This is a genomic window from Zwartia vadi (assembly GCF_030410375.1).
Classification (GTDB): domain Bacteria; phylum Pseudomonadota; class Gammaproteobacteria; order Burkholderiales; family Burkholderiaceae_B; genus Zwartia; species Zwartia vadi.
The window spans coordinates 1-18801 of sequence record NZ_JAUHHE010000003.1 but is presented as its reverse complement, the minus strand read 5'-3'; the positions used below and the strand labels follow the sequence as shown (position 1 = coordinate 18801).

Annotated in this window: 16 protein-coding genes; 7 read left to right on the top strand and 9 right to left on the bottom strand. The window is 43.7% G+C overall.

Going from position 1 to position 18801, the window contains the following annotated elements:
- Positions 1-15: 15 nt before the first annotated feature.
- From QWY27_RS03125 to QWY27_RS03095, 7 genes are all read right to left on the bottom strand, one after another.
- Positions 16-816: an FUSC family protein gene (locus tag QWY27_RS03125; RefSeq protein WP_290194635.1), complete on the bottom strand. Its 801-nt coding sequence runs from the start codon at positions 814-816 to the stop codon at positions 16-18.
- The gene (locus QWY27_RS03120; RefSeq protein WP_290194633.1) at positions 804-1700 is read right to left on the bottom strand and encodes a hypothetical protein; all 897 of its coding nucleotides are present in this window, start codon (positions 1698-1700) and stop codon (positions 804-806) included. Before QWY27_RS03120 ends, QWY27_RS03125 begins: the two co-directional genes overlap by 13 nt.
- The gene (locus QWY27_RS03115; protein ID WP_290194631.1) at positions 1681-2691 is read right to left on the bottom strand and encodes an HlyD family secretion protein; all 1011 of its coding nucleotides are present in this window, start codon (positions 2689-2691) and stop codon (positions 1681-1683) included. The genes QWY27_RS03120 and QWY27_RS03115 overlap by 20 nt, the downstream gene beginning before the upstream one ends.
- Positions 2678-4114 (bottom strand): TolC family protein, encoded by a 1437-nt coding sequence (locus tag QWY27_RS03110; protein WP_290194628.1) that lies wholly within the window; start codon positions 4112-4114, stop codon positions 2678-2680. The genes QWY27_RS03115 and QWY27_RS03110 overlap by 14 nt, the downstream gene beginning before the upstream one ends.
- Positions 4115-4387: 273 nt before the next feature.
- Positions 4388-5665 carry an MFS transporter gene (locus QWY27_RS03105; RefSeq protein WP_290194626.1) on the bottom strand — a complete coding sequence of 426 codons (1278 nt, stop codon included), beginning with the start codon at positions 5663-5665 and terminating at the stop codon, positions 4388-4390.
- A gap of 5 nt (positions 5666-5670) precedes the next feature.
- Entirely contained in the window at positions 5671-7305 is a 1635-nt protein-coding gene (locus tag QWY27_RS03100) for a thiamine pyrophosphate-binding protein (protein ID WP_290194624.1), read from the bottom strand.
- A 25-nt stretch (positions 7306-7330) separates the two neighbouring features.
- A complete protein-coding gene (locus QWY27_RS03095; protein WP_290194623.1) occupies positions 7331-8920 on the bottom strand; it encodes an amidohydrolase family protein in 1590 nt (529 codons plus the stop codon).
- 199 nt (positions 8921-9119) lie between these two features.
- Here QWY27_RS03095 and QWY27_RS03090 point away from each other — a divergent pair, with 199 nt between their 5' ends.
- The 3 genes from QWY27_RS03090 to QWY27_RS03080 are packed head-to-tail and all read left to right on the top strand — an operon-like array spanning position 9120 to position 12016.
- Positions 9120-10496, top strand: a complete 1377-nt coding sequence (locus QWY27_RS03090) for a M20/M25/M40 family metallo-hydrolase (RefSeq protein ID WP_290194621.1) — start codon at positions 9120-9122, stop codon at positions 10494-10496.
- A 50-nt stretch (positions 10497-10546) separates the two neighbouring features.
- Positions 10547-11308: a bestrophin-like domain gene (locus QWY27_RS03085; RefSeq protein WP_494338393.1), complete on the top strand. Its 762-nt coding sequence runs from the start codon at positions 10547-10549 to the stop codon at positions 11306-11308.
- A gap of 18 nt (positions 11309-11326) precedes the next feature.
- Positions 11327-12016, top strand: a complete 690-nt coding sequence (locus QWY27_RS03080) for a response regulator transcription factor (RefSeq protein WP_290194618.1) — start codon at positions 11327-11329, stop codon at positions 12014-12016.
- A 29-nt stretch (positions 12017-12045) separates the two neighbouring features.
- On the opposite strand, the gene QWY27_RS03075 is transcribed toward QWY27_RS03080, so the two are convergent.
- The gene (locus QWY27_RS03075) at positions 12046-14010 is read right to left on the bottom strand and encodes a sensor histidine kinase (RefSeq protein ID WP_290194616.1); all 1965 of its coding nucleotides are present in this window, start codon (positions 14008-14010) and stop codon (positions 12046-12048) included.
- 179 nt (positions 14011-14189) lie between these two features.
- On the opposite strand from QWY27_RS03075, the gene QWY27_RS03070 reads away from it, so the two are divergent.
- The 3 genes from QWY27_RS03070 (at position 14190) to QWY27_RS03060 (ending at position 17628) form a co-directional block, all read left to right on the top strand.
- Positions 14190-14807, top strand: coding sequence for a carbonic anhydrase (locus QWY27_RS03070; protein ID WP_290194614.1), 618 nt, complete (start codon positions 14190-14192; stop codon positions 14805-14807).
- A gap of 129 nt (positions 14808-14936) precedes the next feature.
- Positions 14937-16256 carry a TAXI family TRAP transporter solute-binding subunit gene (locus QWY27_RS03065; protein ID WP_290194613.1) on the top strand — a complete coding sequence of 440 codons (1320 nt, stop codon included), beginning with the start codon at positions 14937-14939 and terminating at the stop codon, positions 16254-16256.
- On the top strand, positions 16249-17628 hold the full coding sequence (locus QWY27_RS03060) for a TAXI family TRAP transporter solute-binding subunit (protein ID WP_290194611.1): 1380 nt from the start codon (positions 16249-16251) through the stop codon (positions 17626-17628). The genes QWY27_RS03065 and QWY27_RS03060 overlap by 8 nt, the downstream gene beginning before the upstream one ends.
- On the opposite strand, the gene QWY27_RS03055 is transcribed toward QWY27_RS03060, so the two are convergent.
- Positions 17623-18417 (bottom strand): bestrophin-like domain, encoded by a 795-nt coding sequence (locus QWY27_RS03055; RefSeq protein WP_290194609.1) that lies wholly within the window; start codon positions 18415-18417, stop codon positions 17623-17625. The two genes, QWY27_RS03060 and QWY27_RS03055, sit on opposite strands and share 6 nt — an antisense overlap.
- A 58-nt stretch (positions 18418-18475) precedes the next feature.
- Here QWY27_RS03055 and QWY27_RS03050 point away from each other — a divergent pair, with 58 nt between their 5' ends.
- Positions 18476-18706: an HD domain-containing protein gene (locus tag QWY27_RS03050; protein ID WP_290194607.1), complete on the top strand. Its 231-nt coding sequence runs from the start codon at positions 18476-18478 to the stop codon at positions 18704-18706.
- Positions 18707-18801: the final 95 nt, after the last annotated feature.

Sequence of the window (18801 nt, the reverse complement as noted above, 5' to 3'; positions counted from 1 at the left end):
GAATCGCGCACAAGCTTATTGATCGAGCTTGATGTTGACGATATGCAGCAGTCGATCAATCTTAGCCATATTTACTGTTGACTCATCGATCAGCAGTTTGATCGCTCGATTATTTAGCATCAGTACTTTTTTTCCGTAGCGCGTCTCAGGGTTGATTTTTTTTTCGGAAAACACTAGTGGGGCTGCTTCCAAGTAGGTCGCAAGATCCCGAGTATGGGAAAAAATATCGGCGGAGCATTCATACGCAGTGCTCAAGCTAGGATTAGCTTTGTATGCAAGCAAGGATTTTTGTAGATTTGTGAGCGCATTATGACCTTCCTCTAAAAGCTCAAGTTTAGAATTTCCATCACCAAACACGAATCGCTGTATAGCAAAGAAAATCAATACGCCAAAAAAAATGCCAATGCCGCGGTCTATCAAAAAAGAAACAGGTGTGAATGATGTGTAAGGAGCATTCACATACAAGAAACCCATGCACGTAGCCATGGTGACCATGATGACAAAATATTTATAAGGTCGAGTCACCATGAATCCACCAACAAAAGCCATGATGACCGCGACAACAGGCAAGTGGGATGGATTAAATCGGAGGTAGTACTCAAGGCCGGCGGCAAATACCAAGCCCACAAGTGTGCCTAAAAAGCGGTCTTTGGCTTTTTCAAAGGTGAGAAAGTTACTGAAAGGTCCTGCAACGACCACTGTGGACAAAACGACCCAAACACCTTCCACCCAGTTGGCCAAGGCATAGAAAAGAAATGATACAGCCACCAAAATGGTGACTTGATTGACTCTTGTGCGAGTCGCTACGCTTTGCATGCGTTGTAACTCTCAATCAATTTTTTCAAGCCTGTGTAGGCGCCGATATTCTGTTTTTCAAGAAGGCAAAGGCTTTCACTGTTCATCACATACATCTGGTTCTTATTGATGGCCTCAATCAGTTCAGACAAAACAGACATTGTGAGTGTTTGGTCTTGGCTATTTAGGCCGGTCGCTTTGATGAACGTGTGTTGAAACACTATGATATTTTGATAAAGATCGTGGTAGTCCTCGCTCAAAAAGGGAAGTTTGGCACGGATGATATTGAGCGCAGACAGAAATGCCGTATCGTTGCTGTGTAGTTTTGCATGCTTCAGGCTTGCAATGTCCGCTTCGAGAATGCGGATAAAGGCGCTTTTTACGATGTTTAAAGTGAAGTCGGGAAAAAATAAAATGGTGATGACACCCATCAGACCAAACTCAGCGTAGTACAGGTAGTTATTTAAAATTTCAGTTAGATTGGTTGTGCTGCCTTCCAATTGCAAAATACCCCACATGATCATTAGGCTCGGCAGGACAGCTGCCTTGGCGTTGACTGCCATAAACCTTAATGACAAGTAGGTAAAAATAACGGTAAATAAAAATAAACTTGTTCTGAAATATGAAAATAATCCAAACAGTACGCCTGTTGTTGATAGCAAGAGAATGACGGCAATCAAGATTAGGACTTTTTTGAGTCTGGTTTTGGCAGGCAGAATCTCCGAGGCAGCCGTGGCGATGAAGGTCACAAGCATGAACTCGACAGGCATGCCCGGCGAATTCAGAAAGGCGTTGCAGAGGCACATGAGGATCATCAATGTGCCTAGCTTGAGAGAAAGCAATCTACAAATCCAATAAGGATCGTAGGGATCCAGGAAACTGTTCCTAATCGTGTATACGGACATAGGTGCTCATGCCGTTAACGAGGGGGTAGTCTTTATCAGGATTCGTGATCTTGATGATCACAGGTAAACGTTGGGGCAGCATGAGCCATTTATTCTCGGTTTGCACAATGGGCGCTCCGGAAAACGGATTGTTAGTCTGTCGAGAGACACCGAATGGGTTAGCAACCACTACGCCTTCGAAGCTCTTTTTGCCAAAATAGATTCTTGGGTAAACACTGGCTTTATCACCGGCTTTCACGCCGCTCAGATTCGTTTCTTCAAAGTTAGCCTGCACATACACATCACCATCGTTGATGAGAGTGAACATGCCAGCTGAAGGGGAGACGTGACTGCCAATACCGAGAAATACGTTCTCAACACGGCCATCCACGGGTGCGGTCACTTTGGTGTATTTGAGAGATGTCTGCGCGGATTCAACCGCTGCTTTCAAGGCGAGCACTGCTTGCTTTTCTACTTCTATCTTCAACTTATCGGCCTCTATCTGTAACCTCGTAGAGTCGATCGTGTTTTTTTGAACCTTGATTTGGTTGCCGAGTTCAGTCATTTGAATCTGTGGAACACCCGCGCGAACATCCGGATGATTCTTGGCTCTGAATTGTGCATTCAATGTATCGAGCGTCGCTAAATCTGCTTTTAATTTTTGCTCAGCAACTTCAATTTGTTTCTCCATCACGGGAATGGCAAGGCGCGCCTTTTCGTATTGCGCAACCGCTCCTTGGAGACGCTCCTGGTATTCGATCGGATCTAAAGTGACCAGAATATCGCCGGTTTTGATTAATTGACCATTTTGAACATGCACCTCTTTGATGACGCCGCTTACGCGAGGTGCGAGCGGAGTAGAGACCTGTACGACAAAACCATTATCCGTGAATTGATAGGCCCCCAGAAGGTAGTATCCAATCGCGACGATAGCGCCAATTAGAAACATCAAGGTCGTGAACTTTGGTTTTTGGGACAACTCTTTTTTAGGGCTGATCTTAGCTGTTGTCACGGTCTTTCCCTTCGATAGTTTGATCCTTCAACATGTAGTTCTCATCGCCGTAGGTTGAGCCGCCACCCATGCTTTGGTAGAGCTTGGAAAGCGAAATAATCGACTGTACTTTTGTTTGAAGAATAGACATTCGTGCCATGTTGAACTGAATAGCGTTGTCAAGGTATTGCATCTTTGACAATAGCCCGCTCTTGAACATAGCTTGAGTGGTGCGCAAGTTTTTATCTGAATTGGATAGACTTTTTTCTTCTTTAATTAATTTGATCTGGTTGCTATCAAAATTAGCCAATGCATCGTCAACTTCTTTTAAAGCATCATCGACTACCTTCAGATAGTTGAGGACCGCAGAATCATAGCGTTTGTTCTGCGTATTGATTTTTCCAATGAACTGGGGGTCGAGTGTCATGAAAAGAGCCCCGGCCTGAATACTAGCAGTCACTGTGTTAGAAGTGCCTTCATTCGAGCCTGCGGCCTTGACATTAGCAGTCATGAATGTCGCAGTTGGCGCAAACAGACTTGCCGTAGCTGAAATCCCATAATCAGCCGCCTGAATTTTCGCCCTGGCCGCCACAACATCTGGCCGAGTTGCAAGCACGGATGTAGGCGTATTGCCTGGGGCAAGATGGTTTAGCTTAAGAGAACTGAACTTATCCTTAGGAGTGAAGGCGGATAGCTGACGGCCAAGCAGTGTCAGAAGAGCATTTTTTGCTGAAATCATGTTGGACCGATTGGTCGCGATTTGCACCTCGAGTTTTTGGAGGCCTGAATCAAGGTCATTAAGTGAAATCTGCGTATCGAGGCCCTGGCGGGTCATTGCTCGAACGGTCTTGATACGTTCGTTCAGATTAAGTTTCATTTCGGCCAAAATAGCTTGTTCCTCTATGGAGGCTGTCAAGACAGCGTAAGAGGATACAACCTGAGCAGCAATGGACGTTCTGAGCGCTAAATAGTCCGAGGCCGTTGCATCGAGTCTTTTCTGGGCTTCTTTACTCAGATTGGGAAGCTGGATGATGTTGGCGATCCAAATCGGTAAAAATGCTGAAAAACCCCCTGTGCTTGACAATGGAGTCGGGAGATTGGGTAAAAGAACAACTCCATCACCATGTAAGCGACCCGTCATCAGGCCAATAGAGGGCAACCAACCCAGACGGATGGTGTCGAGTGAGCTTTGTGCGATTTCAATGTTTTTGGTTGCCAGCGATACGGATTTATTATTTTCCAGCGCTTCGATAACCAGCGCATTTAGTTCATCGCTACCAATATCTTTCCACCACGGAAACTCCGGCAGCTTCTTTTCAGGTGCGCTTCTAGTGTCTGTGGAAAAAGAGTCTGGTGCGGTGGCGAGAGGCGTATCTCCATGAAACATGCAGCCTGTCATCAGCGCGGAAATAGCTAGGAAAATAAAACCAGATTTAAAAGACATTGTTTTTTACGAGCGCAATACCGATCGAAACCTTGAAGTTGATAGACATGTCGTGATGAAAAATAGGCACCTTTGTATCAAGATGTCTAAACATGCTTTAAATCTTTTCTTGAGGAGCGGAGCGCAAAGGGATCAGCATCGAAGGCTAGTTTAATCTTGATTTAGGCAATCGCACATTAAATAGGGTTTAGGGGAGCATTGCCAATCAAATTTGATGCCTAAAAGGCGTACGCTAAATGACAAAAGGACTGGAGCGTCAAAATCAGTTAAAGATCATCTTCCTGCATCTTCGGGGAAAGACTCGTCTTGATTACGCCACAAAGGATCGAAAATCAAGGCTGCGAGAGCGATACTTGCCGCAGCCATAATGACGATCGCGGGGGCCATCACAATATGCATTTTCCCCACAAAGTACTCCGTGATCATTGGTGCTAGGCCACCTATGATTCCGACAGAAAAACTATAGCCAAATGCGATGACTGTGACGCGTACACTTTTGGGAACAATACTCGCCATACATGCGCAGTAGGGCCCGCAATAAAGGCCATGTGCAGTACCGATTATTAGGGATCCTAAGAGCATCAATGGCAAGGATCCCGTTTTGAATAACATGAAAGCCGGCCAGGCCCCGCAAAGAGCTATGAGCGCTCCAAGCGCTACGGTTTTAACGCGTCCAAATTTGTCGCCAATCAGGCCGCCAACGATTGTCATTGTGCAGCATAGCGCGAGGCTGACAATATTAACGCTAAACGCAATGTTGCTGTGGATGCCTCCTTGATCGATCATCCATGGCACTGCATACATAAAACCAATAAAGGACATTGCGCCTGTCATTGCATTACCCAAGCCAATTGACAGCATTTGACGCCAGTATTTTCTGAATGCATCGATTATGGGTGACTCAGAAGATTCGGATTTCAATATACTGTCTGGAGCGATTTTAGATCTGAGGTACATTCCAAACACCATGAGTACAATGCTTGAAATAAAAGGTATGCGCCATCCCCAATCTTGCATCAATTCCTGACCTAGACTGAATGTACAAAGGAAGGTTGTGAGCGAACCGAGCAACAATCCAAATATTGCGCCAAGTGGACTAAAGCTTCCAAAAAATCCCCGCTCCCGAGGGGATGCGCGTTCAACCAAAAATACAATCGCTGCAGAGTATTCTCCACCAACAGAAAGACCTTGAACGAGTCGCATCAGTAATAATAAGATGGGTGCCCAGATCCCGATTGACTCATAAGTCGGCAGAAAACCAATGATAAAAGTTGGTAGCGAAATCATTAGCACAGAAATTTGAAGTGCCATTTTTCGGCCGATCTTGTCGCCAATTGATCCAATCAAGACACCGCCCAGCGGACGCATTAGCATGCCGGCAGCAAAACCGCCATAGCTTGCGATTAAGCCTGTAACAGGATCATCCGAAGGAAAAAACTGAGTTGCAAAATAATGGGCCAGGTATGCGTAAACGAGAAAGTCATAAAACTCGATTGCGTTACCGATGGCGCCAGCAATTAAATTGCGTCTATCGTTGGATGTGAGCGACATATTAATTAAATTCGTTTTTTAACTGCGTCTGTTAGCCTGACAAGTGCTGGGCTGAAGCCGTCTATAGGCACGCAAGCCCGGATGATGTGAAGTTCATTACTCTCGACTGCTTGAGTGAATGCTGTGTTGAACTGAATTTCAGTTTCACACAAAGATCCAGTGCCAATGCCGAATGCTTTGGTGAGCTCTTCGCCTTTCAAGAGTGGAATGTCATTAAACGGACCATCCAGCATGGGGCGTTGGGTTCCATACCCCTTATTATCAATAATGATGATGATAGGATTGACCCCGTGAAATGTGGCACTGAGCGCCTCAAGTGCAGTCATCAAAAATGCGCCGTCCCCAACAAGCACGATCGGACGGCATTGGGGAGTTGCTCGGCCAGCACCTAGTGCTGCTGGAACTGCATACCCCATCGTTGCATAATAGGCGCTTGATAAACTGAAGTTGGGTGCTGGTAAATCGACTGAGCCAAAAAGACAATCACCTGGGTCAATCATCAATCGATGTCGATCGTCAATGATCGAAGCTAAGCAGGCCATTATTCTTTCAACAGAAAGCGATGATTTCTCAATAACGTGAAATGATGGTCTCTTTGGCAGTTTTTTTGGATATTCACGATATTTTCTGGATTTTGCAGCTTTGATCAATTCAGGTAAAAAAGCCCAAAGCGGAACGTCTTGGTAAGTTCTGTATCCGATATTGACATGCGTATCAGTACACTCGATGACTTGGCCTCTATCTAAATGATCGGTAAAACCACCCATCACTAAATCAGCATAAAGTACACCAAACGCAATGAGAGGCTTTGCACTTTCTACTCTTTTAACAACGCTTGCCGAACTGATAGCGCCCATATACACACCGACGGCTAGGGGGTGCGTTTCAGGAATCACTCCTTTAGATAAAGAGGTGGATGCGATCGGCACACCAAAAAACTCAGTAAAATTCAATAAGTCCTTACTCAGACCACGCCTAACAGCCATTGATCCGGCGATCGCCACTGAATCACCTGAAGCCTCAAGCCAATTTAATGCCTCTTGAACCGCTAGCTCTAGCCTCTTTTGATGTACTTTTGGTAATTCAATCAAGAGCGCCTGCTCTACATCAAGGATATCGACATCAACCATGTCGCGAGGCACTTCAATATACCCCGGTCGCTGGTAAGCAATCATTTCACTGATGACACGATCTATCTCTTGTGCCGCAGTCAAAGGATTACTCAGAACGGACTGTGCGACGGTAATATCGGCAAATACTTCGAGCTGAGTGTTAAAAGTTTTGATTTTGTGATGAAGAAGCGGATCGTTTTTTCTCTCTGCAATACCAGGTGATCCGCTCAAAATTAGCAGAGGAACATTTTCAGCCCATGCCCCGGCAGTCGCATTCGCGACTTTTAGTCCACCAACAGAATAAGTCACCGCACACACACCAAAATGACGAAGGCGGGCATATGCATCCGCAGCAAATGCGGCACCTTGTTCGTCAGCAGTAACCAAAATGGGGAAATTAAGTTGATGGAGCCTGTCGAATAATTTGAGAGCAAAGTCACCAACAATTCCAAATCCCTCGTCGACTCCGAGTTCTTTAAATCGACGGACTAAATGATGGGCAATTGTTGTGGTCTTGGAAGTATTCAAAGACTGCTCCGTATTGAAGATAAGATTAATCTTGAATTTTTTTCAAGGTGCTCATTAACGCTTCACCTGGACGAGAATCCTTGAGTAAATTTCCGTCTCGAATCACAAACTGACCATTTACCATGACATATTCCATCCCCTGAGATGGTTGACGAGGGTTTTCATAATTGGCGCGAGGTTCTATTTTGCTCAGATCGAACACAATGATGTCGGCATCCATTCCTGGTTGGATTCTTCCCTTGAATTTCGCTTGGCTTGAGGCTGTTGCAACGAGATTAGCGGGTAATAAACTGGCCCGTCTGAATACGTCGATCAGGCTCATTGATTGTTGCTCTCTGACATAGCGAGCAAGCACCGTTGTGAAGGTCGCAGCCGTTCTTGGATGAGAATACGCTGCGTCCGGCAGAGGCCATTGCTCCTCTTTTACTTCCCGGCCATTGATCGCAAATGGCATGGCATCAGAGGCGATCATTGTGTCTTGAAACAAAATCGCAGAATCGATGTATTTCATTTCTTCTGGATTTTTTTCGTCCAGATAATGCACCACAATATGTCCGCCGGGATCTTTTGCGCGAATCTCATTTAGACGTTCATTGTTTGCGACACGCTCTTTTGTTTTCAGATAATAGATATTGGATGATTTGATTCCGACTTGAGGTAGATTAGAGGGATGTAAAAATGGCGCACCAATCACAGTGGATCCAGCTCCGAATGGATACGCTTCGGTCGTGACAAGTAGTTTTTTTCCTTGCGCTTTTTCAATCAGTGGAATGACATCGACAATCTTTTTCAATGAGGTGCTGTTGATATGACAGATGTGCATTCTCGCGCCAGTGCCCGCAGCAACGCCAAGCAACTCCACGAAACCTTCAACCGCACCGCTTGGTTCAAAAGTATTTTTGGCACGCAAATGCGTGTAAGTTGGTACATCATATTTTGCAGCAAGCGTCGCTAATGCAACATATTCTTCTCGGTTCGTTTCCGGTGCATATCCCGTAACTACGCCTATGCCAATCCCTCCATCGAGTATTTCTTGCTCGATGAGTTGGACGACTTGTGCTGATTTTTCTGGTGGTAATAGTTTTGACCATTTAGGCCAGCCAAAATATTTTGTGGCTGTTTCAAGCGTTCCGTCTAATTCTTTGATTCCGTCTGCGACTGCCAGTCTTGCGCCAGCCCAAGAGGCGCTAAATCCGTAATTCAGCGGGAGACGGAGTTTTTCGGCATTTGCATAGGCTTTCTTGATTGGAAATCCGCCAGCCTCTAACTCAAGCGCAGTGGTCACACCATCGAAAGCCTGCATCCAGAACGTTGGAACATTGACGCCATGAACATGCAAATCAATAAATCCTGGTCCAAGTACTTTCCCTTTGGCATCAATTTCAACTTTGCCCTTGAGTGGTTCAGTCGATACGGCCGCAATTTTTTTTCCGTTGATCCCCACATCGCGAATCGCGTCTAATTTTGTTTCTGGATCAATGACCCGACTTTGCTTGAAGACAACGTCGAACACAGTCTGTTGCGCTTGGGCCAGTTGACTGCTTAGGCAAATTAATAATCCAGCCATCGCTACAAAAACCGAAGAAATTCTTAACTTGTTTTCGATTTTTTCCATATGCTCACCGTAATATAGAAAATGTGATCAGAAACGCATCAAACGCGGGTGGGTCATTATGAATCAAGCATGTAAAGATGAGGCTTCTGACGATATGAATGTCGGAATTGGTCAGATTCAGACGGGGCAATAATCGATAGAATAAATGTGGAAAGTAGGTCAATCTGGATCTGTGCACAAATAATGAATGGGTAATGTCATGAAGAACAGCTTAAGCTCAAGAATATTGAGGTCGGTACTGACTGCGATGAGCCTTTCTTTATTTAGTAGTTGGACGCTCGCCCATCCTGGGGACAATAATCTACCAGAATGGGCAAAGTCTGTCGCGCCCTGGCCGGCTGTCAGTGAAACAGTCAAACAAAGCATACAAAGCATTCTTGCTGATCCAAAAATCAAGCAAACAATGGATGCATTAAAGAATGACGAGGATTTGACCCTAAAACAAAATATCACGTTGAGTGAAATTCCGGCTCCTCCCTTTCATGAAGAGAAAAAAGCAAAGGCTTTTCTCGAGATGATGAAGGCGGCGGGACTCACCGATGCTTACATCGACAAAGAAGGTAATGCGATCGGTATTCGTAAAGGTACTGGAAATGGTCCTCTTGTTGTCTTGGACGCGCACCTTGACACAGTCTTTCCCCTTGGCACAGATTTAAAGGTGGTTAAGAAAAACGGGAAGTATTACGGCCCTGGTATCACAGATGATTCGCGTGGTCTCGCTGTCTTGTTATCATGGATTCGAGCTTTAAATGGCAGTGACATCAAAACAGTCGGTGATTTGATGTTTGTGGGCAGTGTCGGTGAAGAGGGCAATGGTGACTTACGGGGTGTAAAAGCTTTGTTCAAAGAGCACAGTAATGTCGATGCTTTCATCGGCCTTGAGTCCATACCCATGGGGGCGATCGTGTTGATGAATACTGGATCTGTTCGATACGAGGTTAATTTTTCTGCCCCCGGAGGCCACAGCTTCGGAGCCTTTGGCGAAGTACCAAGCGCAATTCATGCAATGGGACGAGCGATTTCAAAAATATCTGATTTAAAAGTTCCACAAGTTCCGCGAACGACTTTTAACGTCGGTATCGTTAAAGGAGGAACTTCCGTTAATACAATATCGCCTGATGCAAGTATGGAAATCGACATGCGCAGTGATGGCGGTAAGGAGCTCGAGGATCTTCATAAGAAAGTTTTAGACTTAATTCGACAAGCCGTTGATGAGGAAAATAAGTCGATCGGGAAAAACTTAGTTAAAGTGACATTCAAGAAAATCGGTGAGCGACCCGGTGGAATGACGCCTTACCAGTCCCCGATCATTCAGGCCTCGCTTCAGTCGCTTCGTGCGCTCGGACAAAAAGAGTTGTTGCTTGCGGGATCAAGCACGAATGCAGGCGTTCCTATTTCATTAGGGATCCCGACCGTCATTCTTCCTCCAGGCGGAGTTTTTGAAGGTTTTCACTCTCTCGACGAAGCGATGGATCCAACAGATGGCTATAAGGGGTCACAGGTAGCGTTACTGACAGCATTGTCAGTGGCGGGTGTACAAGGTGTCAGTCAACCGCTCGTCAACAAAAAACGGTAATCTGCATGGTGAGATTAGCTTTTCGTGTCTGCATTCGGATCAAAGAGTAGATGGCAAGTCTGATTGTCGCAGCAACATTTTTTGTAACCACTTTCAGTGTCTCGATTTTTTGCATGTACTGTATCGCTAAATTGAGGCGTAAACCTCTAGGAGGGGATACTGTCAGATCCATGACCATGACTGTTGGGATCGTTGCGACACTCACTGCTGTCGTGTTGGGTTTATTGATAAATTCCACCAAAGAGTCATTTGATCATACCGAGCGAGCAATCAAGCACTCTGCAATACAGATCTTAACTTTGCATCGTCTTCTTAAAAAATATGAGACTGAGCAGGCACGGGTAATAGACTTATCTTTGCTAAGCATCGTGAAGGACAGCCTTTCATCAAATGGATACAAAAATCAAACTGAGGAGCAAATCAGTCAGTCGATTATTTTTTCCAAATTAGAAGACTTAGTCGATCAAATCCGATCGCTGCAGCCAACAGATGCATATCATCGCGTCCTGTTTGAACAAATGATTCGACTAACAGATGATTTGCTTCAATCGAGATGGTTTGCGGTGACGAGTATAGGAAGCTCTATTCCTGATTTTTTTCTGATTGTTTTATGGTTTTGGTTAGTCATTACGTTTGGCTGTTTTGGACTTATGTCGCCGCTCAATAAGCATACGGTAATAATCAAAGCACTCTGTTCATTGTCTGTCTCTTCAGCAATATTCTTAATGCTTGAATTGGATGGCGCCTTTGATGGTTTGATCTATGCCTCTCTTGAGCCGCTTCATGTGACATACAGGCTTTTACAAGAATAATTTTCCTGAGGAAAAGCCATGCCCCCTAAAGTTTTGATTGTTGAGGATGAAGTTGAATTTCGTGATGGCTTGGTTGAGCTCTTAACACTTGAAAATTTTGATGCTAACGGGGTAGGAAGTATTCAAGAGTATCTTGATTGGATTCAGTCTAATCAATACGATATTTTAATTTTGGATAGAAACCTTCCTGATGGCGACGGATTGGATATCCTGAGAAAATACCCCAAACAATCAGGCACAGACTCAATTGTCTTGAGTTGTGAGGGTCAGCCTCATGATCGAATCCTGGGCATGAATGTTGACGCAGATTATTATCTAGTCAAACCCTTTCCCAGTGACGAGTTGCTCGCAATTTTGCATCGAATAGAGAGAAGACAAAGCGCTGCGCTATCTACCGATTCTGAAACCTGGCGCTTGAACGCAGTCAGATGGGAACTGAAGACCCCAAATAATCTCGAGATAGAACTGACAAGAAGCGAATTTGCACTGTTGAATTGTTTCGTTCAAAAATCTGGTCAAGTCATCGCGCGGGACGATATCATCAAAGGTCTCGGTTTTAATCCACTGGTGTACGATAATCGTCGTCTCGAAGTCATGTTGCGTAGATTGAGAAAAAAAATTGAGGACGCCGGTGTGGTGAAATTTCCACTTCAAACTGTTTACGGTGTCGGTCTGGCATTCAATGGAATCATGAAGGCCTCTGACTGAGCGCAAGTCAGTAGACTTCGTTTAGTCTGTCAAGTGGATGGTGTGAGAGTTGTTTCTGGAAACCATGCAATGAATTCAGCGCCTTGCCCAAGAGCGCTATTCACCTCGATTTCTCCACCATAAAATTCCATCACCTTTTTAACAAAAGACAGTCCCAAACCATACCCTTTCTTATTTTTTCCAGAATCTACTTGCACATACTCTTCGAATATTTTTTCGTGATTCGCCGGATCAATGCCTAAGCCTGAGTCTGCAATCGAAATCCCGACTCTATTTTTGTCAACAAGTAATCTGATGTTGATTTTGGATTGAGGTTCTGAGTACTTGCATGCATTATCAATGATGTTGAGTACCACCACCTCAAGCATTTTTTCGTCCAACATCAGGGTCGGCGATTGTATCGGGGAGTGGTAGATAAAAATATGATTAGGATGATAGCCCCTACATTTATCGATAGTTCCCTTTAGCCAAGAGTCAATTTCGATGATCTGGGGTCTGTCTGTGTCGATATGACTCTCAAGTCGGTCGCCTTGGAGCCATCTGTCAAATAACAATGCGAGTCTATGTGTTGCTGAACTAATGATAGATAGACGTTTTTTTTGATTATCGTTTTCTGTTTGACGACTCAGTAAAGCTGTCTGATTTTCGATAATCCCCAAGGGACTTCTAAATTCGTGCGAGATCAGCGAACCAAAGCGTATGTATTGTTCCCGTAGTTTTTTCTCATTTTCAAGCATCGTTCTCAGATCGTTTGTACGATTAAAAACTTGCTTTTCTAACCTTTCTTCAGAGGCGCGTAAAGTTTGTACAAGTGTTTCTTTTGAAATGAGGGCTTCCTGTTGTGCTTTTTCTCTAAGGAGGCGTTCGTGCTGGATGCGGCTGGCTAGAGCGAAGGATAATAACAACATTTCGATTGATGAAGAGATTTGTAAAGCATAGGAGGTGAACCAGTTCGTGGGAATGAGATCAAGTTGACGCAAACTAGCCAAGACACCACCTACGCACAACGTCCCCCAAGAAATTAGAAAAAACTTTGCGCTGTATTGTCCATGACGATAAGCGCGAAATCCCCCGAGTAAAACCATGACGATGACCGGTAAAACAATCAGAGGAAAAATTTGAAAAAGGAAATTTTTTGATATGCCAAAGCTGTCAGCCAAGACGATGAGTACGGCATATGACAGAAGAATACAAATCAGAATATTAAAAATGACGTTAATCAGTGGTTGTTCATTTTTTGTATTCAAAAATTTTGTTGAAAAAACGAGCGCCATCGTCGTACCCAGGGTCAGCAACACAACTTGTGAAATTTGATCCCAGAGTGGGGAATTGGGCCATAAAAAAAGACGTCCAAAACCATTACCAGCAAAAATTCCGAGTCCAAACAGAATCGCGAAAGCTGAATAATAAAGATGAGATCGATCTCTCAAGTAGAGAAAGATCAGAAAATTAAAGGCCGCGAGTATCCCCAGGCCACCATAATAAAATGCCTGAATCAATGTGTCTGTCTGGATATGTCTGTCAAAGGCCGACTGCTCCCATAGATTCAGAGGGACAGAAATATTTTGCTTTGAATCGATACGCAGATAGTAGTGACTCGTTTGTGCACCTAGCTCGATTGGAAAGGCGTAGTACCGATAAAATATTCTTCTTGTATCGACTGACATAAGATTGCCAGTTCGCAAGACTTCGCCTTGAGGCGAGTAAAAATCGATATGATCCAGTCCAAAATAAGGTATTTCCAAAATCCAGTTCGTCAGATTGGGATCAGGGCTTGAAAGTGAAAGTTTGATCCAATACGCGGCAGAGCTAAAACCAAAATTGAGCTCATTTCCCCAATTCACCGCAGGTTTAAATTTTTCTTGATTTGCTGGTGACTGGATGTCTTGAAAACTGAGCGAACCTGATGGGTCGATCATTACGCTTATGTTTGAGTTGAGAATCGGTGGCGCAGAGTATTGTGTGATGCTTGGAGTCGTTGCGTGAGTGTGCATGCCTAAAAAAAACAATAGGCAAAATAAGACGCATAAGAATGGCTTTTTAGTCATCACGGTGGAGTATTGAATTCCGACGAATTCTGACAAATCAAAATTTGTGGCTCATCAAACCTTGGGGCGGATTTACAGTTTTGACTGAGAGTTTGATCTTTACTCAACAACTGCACCCTAATTTTATGAGTCAATCAGATACTAACATTACCGTCCCTCCCGACGAAGCTTTGAATCGCCTGATCGCCGGCAACAAACGCTACATCGCTGGTTTTGATTCACCGGATTCATTTAAATATCAAGACCCCGGGATAAAAAACCATCAGTATCCTTATGCTTGTATTTTGGGATGCGCAGACTCCAGAGTGAGCCCCGAACACACCTTCGACGAGAGTCATGGCAATCTGTTCGTGACGCGGGTAGCTGGAAATTTTGTCACGCCTGAAATTCTCGGTAGCCTTGAGTATGGAACAGAGGTGCTTGGAGCTTCAGTGATCTTGGTTTTAGGTCACTCTGGCTGTGGTGCGGTCAACGCAGCAATAAAAGCGGTTTCATCCAACGCAGTTTTTGATGGTCATATTGCGCAATTAATTGACTCGCTTGTGCCAACCGTTGAGCAAGTCAGACACGATGATGATGAGCATTGGCAAAATGAAGCTGTCATTAATAATGTGAAAAAAAACGTTTCGATTTTGAAGTCCGCTGAACCCATACTTAAAAAACGAGTAGAGAGCGGTCTATTGAAAGTTGTAGGTGGTGTCTATCATTTGCACAGCGGCAAAGTTTCTATTATTGAATCATGATGAATTGTGATGGATATGACTCGAGAAGAGTGAATGAAATCCAATCGGTTTAATAGCAACCTCGTTACGAGCATAGCCTACTATTTTAGGTTCGGTTACAGAAACGAATATCGAACCTGGCGCTGGGTCATGAATTACTATCTCACAGCATTTTGTGCGCTGGTGATCTTGTCCGTTATTTTGTTTTACTACTTTCAAATACTACCGCCTGGCAATACAACCATTGCATCCGGGCAAAAGGGCTCAACGACTGAAAAAATGTCGGAGTCCTTTCAACAAACATTTTCCAAGTATGGACTTAAACTCACCGTCCTTCCTGGTGAAGGCAGACAAGAGGGATTTGTAAAACTGGAAGATACGAATTCACCGGTGAATGCGAGTTTCTATATGGCGGGTCATATCGAGGCATCAAATCATCCGGATATTATGTCGCTTGGAAGCGTTAGTCGGGCACCACTATGGCTTTTCTACCGCGGACAAGTTTTAAAAAGCGATGATCCGATGGAGGCTTTTAAAAATAAAAAAATTGCGATCGGATTGCCTGGCACTGCTACAAACAGCATGTTCAGGCGCCTATTTAGCAGTGTGCATTTCAACATTGATGAACAGTTTGATCTGAAAGAACTTTCTTATGGTGATGCGGAACGTGAACTGTTGGAGGGTAAGATTGATGCCATGTTCATTACTTATGCATACAACACTGAAGTCGTACAAAATTTGATTAAAAGTCCTGAAATTCACGTGTTTGATTTTAAGCTCGCTGATGCTTACATAAAAAAATATCCAAATTTAGAAAAAGTTGTCATCCCACGTGGATCGTTTGATATCGTGAGTGTGCTACCTCGTCACGATGTGACGATTCTGAGCACTTCAGTCACCTTGCTTACTGAAAAAAATCTACATCCAGCCATTCAATGGGCATTTTTATTAGCAGCCAGGCAATACAATCGTCAAGAGCAACTGTTTTTTTCGAAACCAGGAGAGTTTCCTAAAGATCTCGACTATGATTCTCTACCCTTAAGCCCTGTTGCAGAGAGATACTACGCCACAGGCGTCCCGCAGATTTTCTCAACTTTTCCCTTATGGCTCGCCACGTTAATTGATGAAATGTGGCTAAAGACTCTTGCATTTTTTGTATTGATTTATCCGGTTTTGATCAAGATTTTGAGTTTGAGATCCTATGCTTCATCCAAAATTAAAAATGATAGTTTTGCCTATCTTAGGTTTCTCAAAACAGAAGGTTTGAAATGCACAAAAGTTGATCCGTTGCAGTCAATATTGCTTCAGGTTGCCGGTATTAACAATCGGATATCGACAATGTGGTGCAGCGCAGAGGATGCTAAAGACTACATAGAGCTTTCTTATCTTGCCCAAGAAGTAAATCAAAGTTTGGAAAGTCATTTAAACGAATTACAGAAGGTTCAAATGCAAGAGAAATACCATGATTAAAAATATTGATAGATTTTTTAATAATTGTCGACGGTATTACAAACGTTATGCATTAAGGGAAGCCAATGCATGGCTGTGGCTCGTGCGCTACTTCGCAGTTTTATTACCCTTCATTGTGATCGCTGTAGTCTCGATCGTGATATATGTGAATCCTTTCGCACCCAAAAATGCTTATCTTGCAATTGGTCAAGCTGGATCCTCTTATGGTTTGATTGGAGAAAAATTTCAGTCAATTTTTAAAAAATATGGGATTGATTTACAGCTCATTCGTACAGACGGACTCGCGCAAGGCCTTCGAAATCTTGAAGACCCCAAGTCAGTCGTCAATGCAAGCTTCATCACCGCTGGAGCTTCTCTTGAAAGTGACTATCCTGGTCTGGTTTCTTTAGGTAGTGTGCAGTTTGCGCCGATATGGATATTCTATAAAGGTGAAAAATTAGATATCGATGATCCGTTCGATTACTTTGCGAAAAGAAAAATTGGAATCGGCTTGCCTGATACCAACTCAAATAAAATGTTCAGGCGTGCATTGCTTGCAAATCAGCAAGATGCAGTCAACTCACAGGGCTTGATAGAGCTTCCACACCTTGTGTCTGCTGAAAAACTCAAGGCTGGCGAGCTGGATGCTGTATTTATTATTGATAGTTTTAATGCACCAGTCGTGCAATCTTTGTTGCAGGATCCAAAAATTCATGTGCTAAGCATGAATCTGGCAGATGCGTACGTGAAAAAATATCCATTTTTACATAAGCTTGTCATTCCGCGGGGATCCTTAAACCTTGAAAAAATACTACCGCGTGAAGACATTGTCGTGCTTGGTTCCACAACGAATCTGTTGGTCGAGTCGACGACTCATCCCGCCGTTCAGTGGGCATTCATGCTTGCGGCAAGTGAGTATGGCAAGTTTACCGAGGACTTTTTTTCAAAACCCGGAGATTTCCCTAAATTTCAAGAGACGGGATTCCCATTGAGCCCTGTCGCCAAGAGGTTCTATACACAAGGGCAGCCCGTAGTCTTTGATTACCTCCCTTTGTGGCTGGGCAGTATTGTTGAAAGCGCATGGGTCGTATTCCTCGCTTTTTTCGCTCTGATTTATCCAATCATGAAGTGGATAATGGGTATTCGGGCATACCCCTCAAAAAAATATATGTATAAGAATTTCATCAATATGCGGGATCTTGATGAAGATATCGAGAAAGCTCAATCGAAAGACGACGTCATGGCGCTGTTTGACCGACTCAACTATTTAATTCAGCTGAATGAAAGTAGTTGGTTGAGTGAAACAGAAGTTCGTTTTTATTTTGTTAAGAAAAACTTATTGCAGGGTATGCAAAAGAAATTAAACGAGAAGTTAAAGTCATGTGAATCATAATTTTTTCATTGACTCAATAGCCTGAATGATTGGTGCTGCGGATACTTTAGTTTGACCGGTGTAGGGGTGGTCAATAATCATGACTGCTGAAAAAATGAGACTGAGCATCGTAACTTGTATGCTAAGTGCAACAAACCTCATTGGTGTCGCATGACTCAATCGCAATGCACAAATGATGGCTACACCGAATAGGTAAAGATAGCTGATTGTCCAAAATAGGGTGGGTAAGCCTCCGGAGGCATTGAGTAATCTTATTTCTCTTGAAAGGATGACAAGGTCTGTTTTGCGAACGATCTCTGTATACAAAGCAATTTGCTTCTCTGTCTGTGGCTTGAACTGCAATAAGTTTTTACTTAATTGTTGCATCAAATTCTCTGTCGAGGCATTCCCGCCATTACGTAATTTTGGCCACTCATCATTGACAATGGAAGTTGAATATTGAATTAAGTCCTTTCGCATAGCCAGTGCTTGAGGGCTGCCATCCAGCATTAGCATGCGATCGAGACTTTCAATATTTGTGCCTTCATTCATGACATTTGTTTCATAGGTATCGGCGGAACCCATTACTAAAACAAGCGTAAAACCCATGATGACATAGGCGGCGCTCAAGGTATTTTGAGTAGCAGTGTCGACAACGTCTGTATCGTTATCGTAGAGACTTTCAGTGGTGATGAATTTTCTGAAAAGTAATGAAAGTGCGGCCATCACAGAAAGTGTGACGAGTGGATATATCCACAGCACGACCCATTCAGGCATGATTTCAAACATTTTTAAATGAAAGTCATACATATTGTGATTCCTGAAAGAGGCAGTACAAGGAATAGTTAAGAATTATTGGAGAATTTAAATGATTCAAAGTGAAATGGCAAAAATAGTCAGGGCTGCATACTTCGCAGGTGAGAAACACAAGGACCAACGAAGAAGTGACAAGGAAGAAACACCCTATATCAATCATCCTCTTGAGTTGGCATCAATTTTGGTGGATGAAGGTCATATCGAAGATGTGGACGTAATCTGTGCGGCATTGTTACACGATACGATCGAAGTGACCTGTCCGGGAATTTCCTACCAGTGGTAACTAGAAATTCTGGCCTGGGTTGTTAATTCATTAGTCAGTGTTCCCACGAATTCTCGAGGGGTCAGGTAGTTCAAACTGGAATGGGGTCGGATTTC

What these genes read in the sequence shown, in the direction of transcription:
- QWY27_RS03125 (WP_290194635.1), bottom strand. Translation starts at nt 816, where the DNA reads ATGCAAAGCGTAGCGACTCGCACAAGAGTCAATCAAGTCACCATTTTG.
- QWY27_RS03120 (WP_290194633.1), bottom strand. Translation starts at nt 1,700, where the DNA reads ATGTCCGTATACACGATTAGGAACAGTTTCCTGGATCCCTACGATCCT.
- QWY27_RS03110 (WP_290194628.1), bottom strand. Translation starts at nt 4,114, where the DNA reads ATGTCTTTTAAATCTGGTTTTATTTTCCTAGCTATTTCCGCGCTGATG.
- QWY27_RS03105 (WP_290194626.1), bottom strand. Translation starts at nt 5,665, where the DNA reads ATGTCGCTCACATCCAACGATAGACGCAATTTAATTGCTGGCGCCATC.
- QWY27_RS03095 (WP_290194623.1), bottom strand. Translation starts at nt 8,920, where the DNA reads ATGGAAAAAATCGAAAACAAGTTAAGAATTTCTTCGGTTTTTGTAGCG.
- QWY27_RS03090 (WP_290194621.1), top strand. Translation starts at nt 9,120, where the DNA reads ATGAAGAACAGCTTAAGCTCAAGAATATTGAGGTCGGTACTGACTGCG.
- QWY27_RS03085 (WP_494338393.1), top strand. Translation starts at nt 10,547, where the DNA reads ATGGCAAGTCTGATTGTCGCAGCAACATTTTTTGTAACCACTTTCAGT.
- QWY27_RS03080 (WP_290194618.1), top strand. Translation starts at nt 11,327, where the DNA reads ATGCCCCCTAAAGTTTTGATTGTTGAGGATGAAGTTGAATTTCGTGAT.
- QWY27_RS03075 (WP_290194616.1), bottom strand. Translation starts at nt 14,010, where the DNA reads ATGCACACTCACGCAACGACTCCAAGCATCACACAATACTCTGCGCCA.
- QWY27_RS03070 (WP_290194614.1), top strand. Translation starts at nt 14,190, where the DNA reads ATGAGTCAATCAGATACTAACATTACCGTCCCTCCCGACGAAGCTTTG.
- QWY27_RS03065 (WP_290194613.1), top strand. Translation starts at nt 14,937, where the DNA reads ATGAATTACTATCTCACAGCATTTTGTGCGCTGGTGATCTTGTCCGTT.
- QWY27_RS03060 (WP_290194611.1), top strand. Translation starts at nt 16,249, where the DNA reads ATGATTAAAAATATTGATAGATTTTTTAATAATTGTCGACGGTATTAC.
- QWY27_RS03055 (WP_290194609.1), bottom strand. Translation starts at nt 18,417, where the DNA reads ATGTATGACTTTCATTTAAAAATGTTTGAAATCATGCCTGAATGGGTC.
- QWY27_RS03050 (WP_290194607.1), top strand. Translation starts at nt 18,476, where the DNA reads ATGATTCAAAGTGAAATGGCAAAAATAGTCAGGGCTGCATACTTCGCA.